We start from the raw sequence: 13,405 nt of genomic DNA on the forward strand, positions 1-13,405 counted from the left end.
CAAATCGGCGCCGCCCGGTGGGCGGCGCCGATTTCTGCTTAAGGATGGTTAAGGCGTTCTCAGGCCAGGTACGGCAACAGCTTGTCCAGCCGCACCGGCAGGTCCCGCACCCGGATGCCGGTGGCGTGCCGGACCGCGTTCACGATGGCCGCGGGTGAGCCCACGATGCCGATCTCGCCGATGCCCTTGCTGCCCATCGGGTTGACCGCCCGGTCGTCCTCGGAGAGCCAGGCCGCCTCGACGGACTCGATGTCCGCGTGCACCGGCACGTGGTACTCGGCCAGGTCGTGGTTGACCCAGTCGCCCATCGCCGGGTCCAGCACGCCCTCCTCGTGCAGCGCCATGCCCAGGCCCATCGTCATGCCGCCGATGAACTGGCTGCGGGCGGTCCGCGGGTTCAGGACCCGGCCGACCGCGTACATGCCGAACAGGCGCGACACCCGGACCTCGCCGGTGTCCGCGTCCACCCGGACCTCCGCGAAGTGCGCGCCGTACGCGTGCTTGCCGTCCTTCTCCTGCTGCTGCACCTCCTCGGTGCTGTCGTAGACCGCCTCGTCGTTGCCGGAGCGGCGCAGCTCGCGGCAGGCTCCGGTGACCGCCCAGCCCCACGAGGCGCTGCCGGACGATCCGCCCGCCACCGACGCCTTGGGCAGCGTGCTGTCCCCGATCCGGACGCGGACCCGGTCGACCGGCACACCGAGCTCGTCCGCGGCGATCTGGGTGAGGATCGTCCGGGCGCCGGTGCCGATGTCGGTGGCGGCCACCGCCACGTCGTACCGGCCGTCGGGCCGGGCGCGGACCCGGGCGGTCGAGGGCTGCGCCATCGTCGGATAGGTCGCGCCGGCGACGCCCAGGCCGACCCACCAGTTGCCCTCCCGGCGGCTGCGCGGCCGGGGATCACGGTCGGCCCAGCCGAAACGCTCGGCTCCCTCGCGCAGGCACTGAAGGTACTGCCGGCTGCTGAACGGGACGCCGGACTCAGGCTCGACCCGCGGCTCATTGCGAATGCGCAGCTCGATCGGGTCCAGGCCGAGCTCCTCGGCCAGCTCGTCCATCGCGCACTCCAGACCGACCATGCCGGGCGCCTCGCCGGGGGCCCGCATCCAGCGCGGGGTCGGCATGTCGAGGCGGACCAGGCGATGGCCGGTGTGCCGGTTCGCGGCGGCGTACATGTGCCGGGTCGCGACCGTGGTCTGCTCGGCGAACTCGAACAGCCGGGAAGTGTGCTCGACGGCCTCGTGGTCGATGGCGGTCAGCGTGCCGTCGCGCTCGGCGGCCAGCCGGATCCGCTGGATGGTCGGTGTGCGGTGGCCGACCATGCTGAACAGGGCCTGGCGGGGCAGGGCCAGCTTCACCGGCCGGCCCACCACCCGGGCCCCCAGCGCGGCCAGCACGGCGTTGGGGCGGGCCGAGCCCTTGGAACCGAAGCCGCCGCCGACATGCTCGGTGATCACGTGGACCCGCTCGGCGGGCAGGCCGAAGACGGCGCCGACCGCACCGGCCACGCCCGGCGGGTGCTGGTTCGAGTCGTACAGGACCAGGTCGTCGCCCTGCCACACCGCGATGGTGGCGTGCGGCTCCATCGGATTGTTGTGCAGCGCCGGGGTCCGGTACGTCACGTCCACCTTGACCGGCGCGGCGGCGAAAGCCTGCTCCACGTCGCCGGAACGGGTGTCGGCCGGGAACGCCGGGTTCACCTGCTCCGGAGAGTAGATCTCCGGGTGGTCGGCGGTCAGCAGCGTGTCGTGCGGCTCCTCGGTGATCTCCAGCCCGATGACCTGCGCGGCCCGCCGGGCGGCCTCCAGGGTGCGGGCGACGACCAGCGCGACCGCCTGACCGCGGTAGCTGATCCGCTCGGACTGCAGGACGGCCAGCTCCGGGTCGTCGGGCTGCTCCAGCCGCGGGGCGTTGCCGTGCCAGAGGACGGCGAGCACGTCGTCGTCCTCAGTGGTCGGATCGACGATGACGGCGTCGAGGGTGCCGCGGGCCACGGGCGACTGGACCACCCAGGCGTGCACGACGTCCTCCACCGGATACTCGGCGGCGTACCGGGCCGCGCCGGTGACCTTGGCCGGGCCCTCGATCCGGCCGAGCGGGCTCCCGACGGCGGGTGCGGTGGTGGCGGTCATCGGGCGGCTCCCGTCAGGCCGGTCAGCGTCGCCGCGACCAGGTTGCGGATCAACGTGACCTTGAACGCGTTGTCGCGCAGCGGTTCGGCGGCGGCGAGTTCGGCGTCCGCCGCGGCCAGGAAGGACTCACGGGTGGCCGGACGGCCGAGCAGGGCCTGCTCCGCCGCGTACGCCCGCCAGGGCTTGTGGGCCACGGCGCCGAAGGCCAGCCGTACGTCGTGCACCACGCCGTCCTCGGCGTGCACCGCCGCGGCCACCGACCCCACCGCGAAAGCGTAGGAGGCCCGGTCCCGGGCCTTGCGGTACGCGGACACCCGGGCCGCCTCCAGCACGGGCAGGTCCACCGCCGTGATCAGCTCCCCGTGCCGCAGCACGGTGTCGACGTGCGGGGTATCGCCGGGCAGCCGGTGCAGGTCGTTGAGCGGGATGTCCCGCTCGCCGTCGGGCCCGGTCACCCGCACGGTCGCGTCCAGGGCGGCCAGCGCGACAGCCATGTCGGACGGATGGGTGGCGACGCAGTGCTCGGAGGCGCCGAGGATCGCCAGATTGCGGTGGTCACCGTCGCGGGCCGGGCAGCCGGTGCCGGGTGCGTGCTTGTTGCACGGCTTGGTGGCATCCATGAAGTACCGGCAGCGGGTGCGCTGCAACAGGTTGCCGCCCGTGGTGGCCATGTTGCGCAGCTGGCCGGAGGCGCCGGCGAGCAACGCCTGGCTCAGCACCGGGTACGACCGGCGGACCTCCGGGTGCGCGGCCAGGTCGCTGTTGCGGACGCCGGCGCCGATCCGCAGGCCGCCGTCGGGCAGCCTGGTCACCTCGTGCAGCGGCAGCCGGTTGATGTCGACCAGCACGTCCGGGGTGGCCACACCGAGCTTCATCAGGTCGACGAGGTTGGTGCCTCCGGCCAGGAAGGAGCCGCTGGGCGCGCCGGCCAGCCGGGCCACGGCCGAGGCGACGTCGTCGGCGGGTGCGTACTCGAATGTCCTCATCGGCCGGAGGCCTGCGCGATGGCCGGGACGATGTTGGCATACGCGCCGCAGCGGCACAGGTTGCCGCTCATCCGCTCGCGGATCTCGGCATCCTCGAGGCGCACGTCGTCGCCGCGGGTGACCGCGCTGGGCCAGCCGCGGGCGACCTCGTCGAGCATGCCCACCGCGGAGCAGATCTGCCCGGGCGTGCAGTAGCCGCACTGGAAGCCGTCGTGGTCGAGGAAGCCCTGCTGCACCGGGTGCGGCTCCTCCTCGGTGCCCAGGCCTTCCACGGTGGTGATCCGGGCGTCCTGCTGGCTGATCGCCAGGATCAGGCAGCTGTTCACCCGGCGGCCGTCGAGCAGGACGGTGCAGGCGCCGCACTGGCCGTGGTCACAGCCCTTCTTGGCCCCGGTGAGGTGCAGGTGCTCGCGCAGTGCGTCCAGCAGGGTGGTGCGCGGGTCGAGGTCGAGCGTGTGCTCGACGCCGTTCACGACGAGATCCATGGACGGTGCCTACCCGCGGTCCGGTGATTCAACCGCCGGCTCGCCGGGTACCAGCACACGATGCGAGTGGTGATCGTCGGAGCGACCGGCAACTCAGGCACGGCCCTGCTCCGCCGGCTGCGGAACGAGCCGGGCGTCGATCTCGCCGGGGTGGTCCGCCGGCTGCCGCCCAGGGTCGAGCCGTACGACGCGGTGGAGTGGCACTCCTGCGACATCGGCGCTCCGGGCGCCGCGCAGCAGCTGACCGAGATCTTCCGCGGCGCGGACGCGGTCGTCCACCTGGCCTGGCAGATCCAGCCCAGCCACGACCAGCGGCTGCTGTTCCGCACCAACGTGCTGGGCAGCCGGACGGTGGTCGAGGCCGTGCTGCGCGCCGGGGTGCCGACGCTGGCGTACGCCTCCTCGGTCGGGACCTACGCGCCCGGCCCGAAGCACGCCTTCGTCACCGAGGCGTGGCCCCGCACGGGTGTGCTCGGTTCCTCCTACAGCCGGCACAAGGCGCTGGTCGAGGGCCTGCTGGACCGGGTGGAGTCGGATCACCCGATGCTGCGGATCGTCCGGCTGCGGCCGGGGCTGATCTTCCAGCGGGACATCGGTACGGAGATCGGCCGGTACTTCGCCGGTCCGCTGCTGCCCGCGCGGCTGCTGAAGTTCGGACGGATCCCGGTGATCCCCTCGCATCCGGGGCTGCGGGTGCAGGCGGTGCACGCGGACGATGTGGCTGACGCGTACGCCCGGGCTCTGCTGGCCGATGTGCGGGGCGCCTTCAACGTGGCCGCGGGTCCGGTGCTGGATCCCTCGGTGGCGGCGGCCGCGTTCCAGGGCCGGGAGGTGCCGGTGCCGGGCTTCGTCCTGCGCGGCGCGGCCGATCTGAGCTGGCGGTTGCGGTTGCAGCCGGTCGACGTGGGCTGGGTCCGGCTCGGGCTCAAGGCGCCGCTGATGTCGTGCGACCGGATCAAGGCGGAGCTGGGCTGGCGTCCGCTGGTGGACGCGGTGCACACCCTCAAGGAGCTGGTGGCGGGCCTGGCCGACCGGGCCCACACCGACAGCCCGCCGCTGTCCGGTGATCCCGCGCTGCCGGGTCGCCTGGGCGGGGTCCTCCGTGGCCGGCTGCCCGGCTCCGGCAACCCGTACTGACAGGCAGCGGCAGGCCCGGCTGCCGAGGCATCCGGGCCTGCTGGAGCACCGTATGACGGGTCAGCGTCGGCCACCCCCGGTGCTGATGATGACCACGCCACCGCCACCGCCACCTCCGCGGTAGCGGTAGCAGTGCCGGCGACGGTCGTCGCGGCTCGGGGTGCCGGCGCTCCAGTGATCGCCGTCGTCCCAGTCGTCGTACCAGTCGTGGTGCCAGGGGAACCAATGGCCGTGCGACTGATACCAGCAGTGCCGCCGGTGGTCGGGGGCGGAGCCGGTGGCGGAGGCGGGGGCCGCGATAGCGAGACTGGAGCCGGTCGCCAGCAGCACACCGGCGAGGAGCAGGCCCGGACGTCGCATGGTTTGTCCTTTCAGGGTCGGTTGGTGAACACCCGAAAGTCTTTCGCGTTCGTCCGCGCCCCGAGGGGCCTTCCGCATAAAAATCAAATGCAGCGGAAAAGTCAGGCCACAGCCAGCGGCAGCGGGTTGCGCAGCCAGGCCAGCGCCTCGGTCGCGTCCAGCGGCGCCGAGTAGTAGTAGCCCTGCCCCAGCGGACAGCCCAGCTGGGCCAGGATGAGCCGGTGGGTGGCGTCCTCGATGCCCTCGGCGACCACGGTCAGATTGAGCGTGCGGGCCAGGCTCACGATCCCCGCCACCAGCGCGAGCTGCTGCTCGCTGCCGACCATGTCGTCGATGAAGGTCTTGTCGATCTTCAGCACGTCGATCGGGCGCTGCCGCAGGTAACCCAGCGACGAGTAGCCGGTGCCGAAGTCGTCGATCGCGATCCGCACGCCCAGCTCCTGCAGCACGGCCAGATCGGCCCAGATCTGCTCGTCGTCCCCCATCAGCAGAGTCTCGGTGATCTCCAGCATCAGCGCCCGAGCCGGCACCCCGGCGTACTCCAGCGACGCCTTGACCTGCTCGACGAAGCCGGACTGGCGGAACTGACGGACCGAGACGTTGACCGAGACGTACGGCTGGCGGGCGCGCGGCAGGATGCGCCGCCACTGCGCGACCGTGTGCAGCGCCTGGTCGAGGACCCAGCGGCCCATCGGGACGATCAGCCCGCTCTCCTCGGCCACCTCGATGAACTCGTCCGGCGCGATGATCCCGCGCTGCGGATGGTGCCAGCGGACCAGCGCCTCGAAGCCGACCGCCTCGTCCGTGGCGAGATCGACGATGGGCTGGAACTGGAGCAGGAAGTGGCCCTCGTTGACCGCGTGGTCCAGCGCCGAGCGCAGCTCCAGCCGCTCCACCATCGCGCTGTGCAGGTGCGCCTGGTAGCGCCGCCACTGGTTCTTGCCGGCGCCCTTCGCCACGTAGAGGGCCAGGTCGGCCTGCCGCAGCAGCGCGTCGGCGGTGTCCGCTTCCGGCGTGGTGGTGATGCCGATGCTGGCCACCGCCTGCAGCGACCCGCCGTCGACGATGATCGGCTCGGACAGCGCGGCCAGGATCCGGGTGGCCGTCTCCTCGACCGCCCCCGGGTCCTGCACGTTCTCCACCAGCGCGGCGAACTCGTCGCCGCCGAGCCGGGCAGCCGTGTCGTCGGCCCGCAGCGCGCCGGCGATCCGGCCGGCCACCGCGATCAGCAGCTGGTCGCCGGTCGCGTGGCCCAGGGTGTCGTTGACGACCTTGAAATCGTCCAGGTCGATGAAGAGCACGCCGACCACCGAGCCGTCCCGGGCGCCGCGGGCCAGCGCGTGCTGGAGCCGGTCGGCGAACAGCACCCGGTTGGCCAGCCCGGTCAGCGAGTCGTGGAACGCCTGGTGGGTGAGTTCGCGTTCGAGCTGACGGCGCTCGGTGACGTCGCGCAGGGTGACGACCAGGCCGGCGACGGTCTGGTCCGCGCGCAGGTCCCGGCAGTGCATCTCGAGCATCACTTCGGTACGGCGCCGCCCGACAGCCCGGAAGTCCAGGCCCTCCTGCGTCCCCTCGCCGCCACGAACGGCGGCGAGCACGTCGGCCAGCCGCAGCCGGTCGCCGGGGTGGATCAGATCGGGCAGGGACACGCCCACCGGGTCGGCGCCCAGCACGTGTCCGGCGGACGGGCTCGCGTACCGGACCCGGTCCTCCTCGTCGATGATCAGGATGACGTCGGAGGTGTTCTGCACCAGCGTGCGGAAGTAGGCCTCGCTGTTGCGGCGGGTCACCTCGTGGCTCAGCGCGATCCGCTCCAGCGCCAGCGCGACCTGGGTGGCCAGCACCTCCAGCGCCCGCTGCAGGCCGAGCAAGGCCCAGGTGGGACCGCCGACGTGCAGCACCCCGACGAGCGGGTCCCCGGTCGGGCGGTCCTGGAGCACCAGCGGGCAGCGCAGCACCATGTTGAACTGGGTGAGTCGGACCGCCACCGCCCAGTCCACGTCGCGGGTGGCGACCAGGCGGGCGGCCGTACCGGTGCTGCGGTCGTGGTCGGACTGGGCCGCGGCCTCGGGTGAGACGGGCTCCTCCGGCTCGGTGATGGCCATGGCCAGCACCACCCGGTGCGGCACGTCGGCCGGCAGCAGCTGGGCCACGGCCGTCCGGACCGCTTCGCCGACCTCGTCCGCGTCGGCCGCGGAGACCAGCGCCGCCGAGGCCTCGCGGAGTCCCCGCTCGCGGGCCAGGGCCAGCCGGTGGCTGGCCATGATGCCCGCCATCCGGGCCAGGACCAGCAGGAACGTGCAGGCGCTGAGGACGGCGACGACGTCCAGGTCGGGCACTTCGCCGTCGACGCCCACCTGGAGGACCAGCACGGCCGGGGCGACCAGCGAGGCGAGGGCGAGCAGGGCGAGGCGGACCCGGCCGAGCTCGGCCAGCGGGGTGGCGACCGGCCGGGTCAGCGCGGCCATCGAGGGGCTCAGCGCGGCCAGGCCGACGGCGGCGTACAGCGGGACCCGGCCGAAGACGGCCAGGAAGGCGATGTCGTCGCGCAGGGTGACGAGATTGCCGCCGACATCGGCGAGCAGCAGGGCCAGGACACCGGCGGCGAGCCAGCCGCCGGCCGGCAACCGTCGTCCGGAGGCGGTCAGCAGCCGGGTCAGCAGGGCCAGGCAGAGCAGGTCGCCGACCGGGAACGCGATCGCGATCCACTGCCCGACCGTCGACAGCTCGGTGTCACGCAGGTGCGGGCCGATCACGAAGGTCCAGGCCAGCAGGGCCACGCCGGAGGTCAGGGTGAGGGCGTCGAGCAGTCCGCCCCGATCGCGGCGGCCACCCGTGCGGAGCCGGACGAACCAGTAGAGCACCAGGGCCAGCGCCGGGTAGGCGGCGAGCAGCATGCCCGTACCGATCGCATGCAGGCTGGGGACGGCCCGCAGGGCGTCCGGGCCGGCGCTGTAGGCGGCCGTGCCGAGCACCGAGAGCACCACGGAGACGGCCAGCAGGTGCCACGGCCCGCGCCGGACCGGGTCGTGCCGGCGCAGGCCGAAGACCACGGCCAGCACGGCGGAGGCCCCGGCGACCAGGTGTACGGGCAGCTGCCAGGCCGGCTCCAGCGCGAAGGCCGCGCCGACCGCCACCATCCAGGTGCCGAAGAGGGCAGCCGTCACTCTGGTCGGCATGCTGCTCCTCTCCGCGTCGTCAAAGCCGGACGCTGCCCTGATCGGTCCCGCACCGGAGCAACTGAGCAGAATCAGTACGTGTCCACCGACTTCGTCCGCGCCAACACGCGGCTCGCGCCCCTGCCCTTCCTCCCTGAACTGGTGCTGTACCAGGCCGAGGAGCCGATCGAGCTCTGGGAGCGCACCGAGGCGGCCGGCGCCGAGCAGCCGCCGCCGTTCTGGGCGTTCGCCTGGGCCGGGGGCCAGGCCCTGGCGCGGCACGTGCTCGACGAGCCCGACCTGGTCAGCGGACGGGCGGTGCTGGACCTGGCGACCGGTTCGGGCCTGGTCGCGGTGGCGGCGGCCCGCGCCGGGGCCCGCACGGTGACGGCCAACGACATCGATCCGCTCTCGCTGGCCGCCGCCGAGGCCAACGCCGAGGCCAACGGTGTGCCGATCCGGCTGGTGGAGGGTGATCTGCTCGCGAGCGGGTATCCGGACGCCGACGTGATCCTGGCCGGCGACGTGTTCTACAGCCGGGAGATGGCCGGGCGGGTGCTGCCGTTCCTGCGGCGCGCGGCCGGGCGCGGGGCGTTGGTGCTGGTCGGGGATCCGGGGCGGGCGTACCTGCCGGTCGACGGGATGATCCGGCGGACGACGTACGAGGTGCCCGTCCTGGAGGCGTTGGAGTCGGTGCCGGTCCGGCGGACCAGCGTGTGGCAGGTGGATTTCACGAGCCGGTAATCGCGGATTGTTCAACAACTCTTGTGGGATCGTTGAACAATCCCTACCGTCAGGGGTGCCTCCATCGAACTACCCCGATCCGAGGAGCGCCCATGACCACGCAGACGCCCAGCCCCGCCCGTACCCGCCGGACCGCCCTGATCGGTGCCATCTTCCTGATGGCGACCAGCGCGATCGGCCCCGGCTTCATCACCCAGACCACCACTTTCACGGCGGCCCTGGGCGCCGCGTTCGCGTTCGGCATCTTGATGTCGATCCTGGTGGACTTCGTCGTCCAGATGAACATCTGGCGGATCGTCTCGATCAGCGGCAAGCGGGCGCACGAGCTCGCCAACGCCGTCGTGCCGGGCGCCGGCCATCTGCTCGCGGCGCTGGTCATCCTCGGTGGCCTGGTCTTCAACATCGGCAACGTGGCCGGCTCGGGACTCGGCCTGAACGCCGCCCTGGGCCTGGACCCGAAGCTCGGCGGCCTGATCAGCGCGCTGATCGCGATCTCCATCTTCCTGGTCAAGCGGGCCGGGATGGCGATGGACCGGCTGCTCATCGGGCTCGGCGTCCTGATGATCCTGCTGACCGTGTACGTCGCGATCGTCTCGGACCCACCGGTCGGCGAGGCGCTGCGCCAGACGGTGCTGCCCGACGAGATCGACTTCGCCGCGATCACCACGATCATCGGCGGCACGGTCGGCGGCTACATCACCTACTCCGGTGCGCACCGGCTGCTGGACAGCGGCACCACCGGCCCCGAGCACGCCCGCGAGGTCACCCGGGGCGCGCTGACCGGCATCGCCGTCACCGGCCTCATGCGCTTCCTGCTCTTCCTGGCCATCCTCGGCGTGGTCAGCAGCGGCGTCGTGCTCAACACCAAGGGCAACGCGACCGCGCAGGCCTTCGAGTCGGCGGCCGGCGAGTTCGGGCTGCGGGCGTTCGGCGTGATCCTCTGGGCGGCGGCCATCACCTCGGTGGTCGGCGCGGCGTTCACCTCGGTGTCGTTCTTCGACGCCTTCTCCCAGCGCTTCAGCGAACCACGCCCCCGGTCCTGGGCGACGGTCGCGTTCATCGCCGTCACCACGACCATCTTCCTGCTGATCGGTACGGCGCCGTCGGCCCTGCTGGTCTTCGCCGGCGGGTTCAACGGGCTGATCCTGCCGATCGGGTTCACCATCCTGCTGTACGCCGCCTGGCGCCGGCGCGAACTGCTGCGGGGGTACGCGTACCCGATGTGGCTGCTCGTCCTCGGCGCGGTCGTCGCGGCGCTGACCTGGTACATGGGCATCACCTCGGCCCGCTCGATCTTCGACTATCTCGCCGGCTGAGCCCAGGAGGAATGATGGATCTCAACAGCGACCTCGGCGAGGGCTTCGGCACCTGGCAGCTCGGCGACGACAACGCCATGCTCGACGTGGTGAGCAGCGCCAACATCGCCTGCGGCTTCCACGCCGGCGACCCGCGGACCCTGCTGGCCACCTGCGAACGGGCCGTCTCCAAGGGCGTCGTGATCGGCGCCCAGGTCGGCTACCGGGATCTCGCCGGCTTCGGCCGGCGCTTCATCGACTACGACAGCGCCGACCTGACCGCGGACGTGATCTATCAGCTCGGCGCCCTGGACGGGCTGGCCCGGGCGGCCGGCGACCGGGTGCTCTACGTCAAGCCGCACGGCGCGCTCTACAACTCGATCGTGCGCCACGAGCAGCAGGCCGCCGCCGTGGTCGAAGCCGTCCGCCGGTACGACCCGGACCTGCCCGTACTCGGCCTGCCCGGCTCGGTCTTCCTGCACCTGGCCGAGGAGGCCGGGCTGACCACCGTCCGCGAGGCCTTCGCCGACCGCGGGTACCACCCGGACGGAACGCTGGTCCCGCGGCGCGAGCCCGGCGCGTTGTTGCACGACCCGGCCCAGGTGGCGGAACGGATGCTGCGGCTGGTCACGGACCGGACCCTGATCGCGGTGGACGGCTCGGTGATCAAGGTGGAGGCCGATTCGATCTGCGTGCACGGTGACTCGCCGGGCGCGGTCGCGATGGCCCGGGCGGTCCACGAAGCGATCTCCGCTGCCGGAGTGCCGATCACCGCGTTCGCCGGGACCGGCTCGTGAAGCCGGCCGCCGATCTGCGGGCCATGTTCCGGGCCGGGCTGGTCCGCCAGACCGCCGGCCTGGCCCCCGGCGTGGCCCAGGCCAACCTGATCGCCGTGCCCCGCGACTGGGCCTGGGACATGCTGCTGTACGCCCAGCGCAACCCCAAGCCGTGCCCGGTGCTGGACGTCAGCGACCCGGGCTCACCGGCCACCGTGCTGGCCGAGGGCGCCGACCTGCGCACCGACCTGCCGCTGTACCGGATCTGGCGGGACGGCCGGCTCGTCGAGGAGGTACCGGACGCCACCGCCGCGTGGCGGGACGACCTGGTGGCGTTCCTGATCGGGTGCAGTTTCAGCTTCGAGGCGTCACTGATCGCCGCCGGCATCGACGTGCGGCACATCTCCACCGGCCGCAACGTGCCGATGTTCCGTACCTCCCGGAACTGCCGACCGGCCGGGCGGATGCGCGGGGAGCTCGTCGTCTCGATGCGGCCCATCCCCGCGGAGCGGGTGGCCGAGGCCGTCACGATCAGCGCGCGCTTCCCGGCCGTGCACGGCGCCCCGGTGCACATCGGTGACCCGGCCGGGCTCGGCCTCACCGACCTGGACCGGCCCGACTTCGGCGAGCCGGTGGAGATCCGCCCGGGTGAGGTCCCGGTGTTCTGGGCCTGCGGCGTCACCCCGCAGGCGGCCGTGATGGCCTCCCAGGTGCCGTACGCGATCACCCACGCGCCCGGGCACATGTTCGTGACCGACGTCCCCGACACGGAATATGAGCGATGACGAGTTTTCTCCGCTGCGGCCGCGAGGCGCTGCTGGTCGAGGTCGACGACCTCGACGCGGCCCTGGCCCTCTACGCCGCGCTGCGGTCGGCCGCCCTGCCCGGCGTGGTCGACCTGGTGCCGGCCGCCCGCACGGTGCTGATCAAGATCGATCCGGCGGTCACCTCACCGGCGGCCGTGCGGGAGGCCACCGCGGGCCTGCGCCTCGACGCCCGGCGCGAGGCCGGGAGCGGCACTGTGGAGATACCGGTGCGCTACGACGGCCCTGACCTCGCCGAGGTGGCCGAACGCACCGGGCTCAGCCCCGACGAGGTGGTCGAGCTGCACACGGGTTCGCGGTGGACGGTGGCCTTCGCGGGTTTCGTCCCCGGCTTCGGCTACCTCACCGGCGGCGACCCCCGGCTCGACGTGCCCCGGCGCGACTCGCCCCGCACCCGGATCCCAGCCGGCTCGGTCGGGCTGGCGGGCCGCTTCTCGGGCGTCTACCCCAGCGACAGCCCGGGCGGCTGGCAACTGATCGGCAGCACCTCGGAACGCATGTGGGACCTGGACCGGCCCGAGCCGGCTCTGCTGGTCCCCGGCGTCGAGGTGATCTTCAAGGCGGTGGACCGATGACCCTGACCATCCTGCGCACCGGGCCGCTGACGGTGATCAAGGACGAGGGCCGGCCCGGGCACGCCGGGCAGGGGGTGGCGCCCTCCGGGGCGGTGGACCGCGGCGCGTACGCGCGGGCGAACGCGCTGGTCGGCAACCCGCGCGGAGCTGCGGTGCTGGAGTGCACCCTCGGCGGCCTGCGGGTCCGCTTCGACGAACCGGCGACGGTGGCGCTGACCGGTACGGACGCGGTGCTCACTGTGGACGGTACGCGGACCGCGGTCGAGGAGGTCGTCAGCGTCCCGGCCGGCGCCGAGGTGACGGTGACCATGCCCCGGCGGGGACTGCGTAGTTATCTGGCCGTGCGCGGGGGTCTGGCTGTGCCGGCGGTCCTGGATTCGCGCTCGACCGACCGGCTCGCGGGGATCGGCCCGGCCAAACCGGCCGTCGGCGACACCCTCCCGATCGGCCCGGCCCCGGCCACGCCTTCTCCCCGCACCACCTCGCCGTCCCTCGCAGCCCTGCCCTCCACTGCCTCGCCGTCCGGCACTCCCTCCCCCTTGGCCGAGGGTGTGGGCGGGCCGGCGGATGCGGATGGGCCGCTGGAGGTGGACCTCGGACCGCGGGACGACTGGTTCACCGCGGAGGCGATCCAGACGTTCCTCAGTGCGGAATTCACCGTCTCCCCGAGCAGCGACTCGGTCGGTCTGCGACTGGACGGGCCCGTGCTGGCCCGCGCCCGCACCGACGAGCTACCCAGCGAAGGCGTGGTCCGTGGCTCGGTGCAGGTGCCGCCGGACGGGCACCCGATCGTCTTCCAGGCCGATCACCCGGTGACCGGCGGCTATCCGGTGATCGCCGTGCTCACCCCGGCCGCCGCCGACCGCGCCGCGCAGGCCCGTCCGGGCGCCCGGCTGCGGTTCGTGGTCGCGCCCGCGTGACCGGCCGGCTCCGGCG

Annotated in this window: 12 protein-coding genes; 7 read left to right on the plus strand and 5 right to left on the minus strand. The window is 72.9% G+C overall.

From position 1 onward, the window contains the following. Positions 1-59: 59 nt before the first annotated feature. Genes AB0C12_RS18565 through AB0C12_RS18575 form a run of 3 tightly spaced genes read right to left on the minus strand, consistent with a single transcriptional unit; the run spans position 60 to position 3,600 of the window. On the minus strand, positions 60-2,129 hold the full coding sequence (locus tag AB0C12_RS18565; RefSeq protein WP_360549431.1) for a xanthine dehydrogenase family protein molybdopterin-binding subunit: 2,070 nt from the start codon (positions 2,127-2,129) through the stop codon (positions 60-62). Further along, a complete protein-coding gene (locus AB0C12_RS18570) occupies positions 2,126-3,115 on the minus strand; it encodes a xanthine dehydrogenase family protein subunit M (protein WP_360549433.1) in 990 nt (329 codons plus the stop codon). The genes AB0C12_RS18565 and AB0C12_RS18570 overlap by 4 nt, the downstream gene beginning before the upstream one ends. After that, positions 3,112-3,600: a 2Fe-2S iron-sulfur cluster-binding protein gene (locus tag AB0C12_RS18575; protein ID WP_360549435.1), complete on the minus strand. Its 489-nt coding sequence runs from the start codon at positions 3,598-3,600 to the stop codon at positions 3,112-3,114. Before AB0C12_RS18575 ends, AB0C12_RS18570 begins: the two co-directional genes overlap by 4 nt. Positions 3,601-3,660: 60 nt before the next feature. On the opposite strand from AB0C12_RS18575, the gene AB0C12_RS18580 reads away from it, so the two are divergent. Further along, the gene (locus AB0C12_RS18580; protein WP_360549437.1) at positions 3,661-4,737 is read left to right on the plus strand and encodes an NAD-dependent epimerase/dehydratase family protein; all 1,077 of its coding nucleotides are present in this window, start codon (positions 3,661-3,663) and stop codon (positions 4,735-4,737) included. A 60-nt stretch (positions 4,738-4,797) separates the two neighbouring features. Here the strand turns inward: AB0C12_RS18580 and AB0C12_RS18585 are convergent, their stop codons facing one another. After that, a complete protein-coding gene (locus AB0C12_RS18585) occupies positions 4,798-5,097 on the minus strand; it encodes a hypothetical protein (RefSeq protein WP_360549439.1) in 300 nt (99 codons plus the stop codon). A gap of 101 nt (positions 5,098-5,198) precedes the next feature. Beyond that, complete coding sequence (locus AB0C12_RS18590; protein ID WP_360549441.1) at positions 5,199-8,276, minus strand: EAL domain-containing protein; 3,078 nt, start codon at positions 8,274-8,276, stop codon at positions 5,199-5,201. 78 nt (positions 8,277-8,354) lie between these two features. Between AB0C12_RS18590 and AB0C12_RS18595 the strand changes: the two genes are divergently transcribed. From AB0C12_RS18595 to AB0C12_RS18620, 6 genes are all read left to right on the plus strand, one after another. After that, the gene (locus AB0C12_RS18595; protein ID WP_360549443.1) at positions 8,355-8,999 is read left to right on the plus strand and encodes a 50S ribosomal protein L11 methyltransferase; all 645 of its coding nucleotides are present in this window, start codon (positions 8,355-8,357) and stop codon (positions 8,997-8,999) included. Between the two features lie 92 nt (positions 9,000-9,091). Then, positions 9,092-10,315, plus strand: a complete 1,224-nt coding sequence (locus AB0C12_RS18600) for an NRAMP family divalent metal transporter (RefSeq protein ID WP_360549445.1) — start codon at positions 9,092-9,094, stop codon at positions 10,313-10,315. A 14-nt stretch (positions 10,316-10,329) separates the two neighbouring features. Then, positions 10,330-11,091, plus strand: a complete 762-nt coding sequence (locus AB0C12_RS18605) for a 5-oxoprolinase subunit PxpA (protein ID WP_360549447.1) — start codon at positions 10,330-10,332, stop codon at positions 11,089-11,091. Beyond that, positions 11,088-11,855: a putative hydro-lyase gene (locus AB0C12_RS18610; RefSeq protein WP_360549449.1), complete on the plus strand. Its 768-nt coding sequence runs from the start codon at positions 11,088-11,090 to the stop codon at positions 11,853-11,855. Before AB0C12_RS18605 ends, AB0C12_RS18610 begins: the two co-directional genes overlap by 4 nt. Then, positions 11,852-12,469, plus strand: coding sequence for an allophanate hydrolase subunit 1 (locus AB0C12_RS18615; RefSeq protein WP_360549451.1), 618 nt, complete (start codon positions 11,852-11,854; stop codon positions 12,467-12,469). The genes AB0C12_RS18610 and AB0C12_RS18615 overlap by 4 nt, the downstream gene beginning before the upstream one ends. Next, on the plus strand, positions 12,466-13,389 hold the full coding sequence (locus AB0C12_RS18620; RefSeq protein WP_360549453.1) for a biotin-dependent carboxyltransferase family protein: 924 nt from the start codon (positions 12,466-12,468) through the stop codon (positions 13,387-13,389). Before AB0C12_RS18615 ends, AB0C12_RS18620 begins: the two co-directional genes overlap by 4 nt. Positions 13,390-13,405 lie beyond the last annotated feature (16 nt).

This window comes from Actinoplanes sp. NPDC048967, assembly GCF_040649415.1.
GTDB lineage: Bacteria > Actinomycetota > Actinomycetes > Mycobacteriales > Micromonosporaceae > Actinoplanes.

Coding starts and splice junctions, on each gene's coding strand:
- AB0C12_RS18565 (WP_360549431.1), bottom strand. CDS start 2,129: ATGACCGCCACCACCGCACCCGCCGTCGGGAGCCCGCTCGGCCGGATC.
- AB0C12_RS18570 (WP_360549433.1), bottom strand. CDS start 3,115: ATGAGGACATTCGAGTACGCACCCGCCGACGACGTCGCCTCGGCCGTG.
- AB0C12_RS18575 (WP_360549435.1), bottom strand. CDS start 3,600: ATGGATCTCGTCGTGAACGGCGTCGAGCACACGCTCGACCTCGACCCG.
- AB0C12_RS18580 (WP_360549437.1), top strand. CDS start 3,661: ATGCGAGTGGTGATCGTCGGAGCGACCGGCAACTCAGGCACGGCCCTG.
- AB0C12_RS18585 (WP_360549439.1), bottom strand. CDS start 5,097: ATGCGACGTCCGGGCCTGCTCCTCGCCGGTGTGCTGCTGGCGACCGGC.
- AB0C12_RS18590 (WP_360549441.1), bottom strand. CDS start 8,276: ATGCCGACCAGAGTGACGGCTGCCCTCTTCGGCACCTGGATGGTGGCG.
- AB0C12_RS18600 (WP_360549445.1), top strand. CDS start 9,092: ATGACCACGCAGACGCCCAGCCCCGCCCGTACCCGCCGGACCGCCCTG.
- AB0C12_RS18605 (WP_360549447.1), top strand. CDS start 10,330: ATGGATCTCAACAGCGACCTCGGCGAGGGCTTCGGCACCTGGCAGCTC.
- AB0C12_RS18615 (WP_360549451.1), top strand. CDS start 11,852: ATGACGAGTTTTCTCCGCTGCGGCCGCGAGGCGCTGCTGGTCGAGGTC.
- AB0C12_RS18620 (WP_360549453.1), top strand. CDS start 12,466: ATGACCCTGACCATCCTGCGCACCGGGCCGCTGACGGTGATCAAGGAC.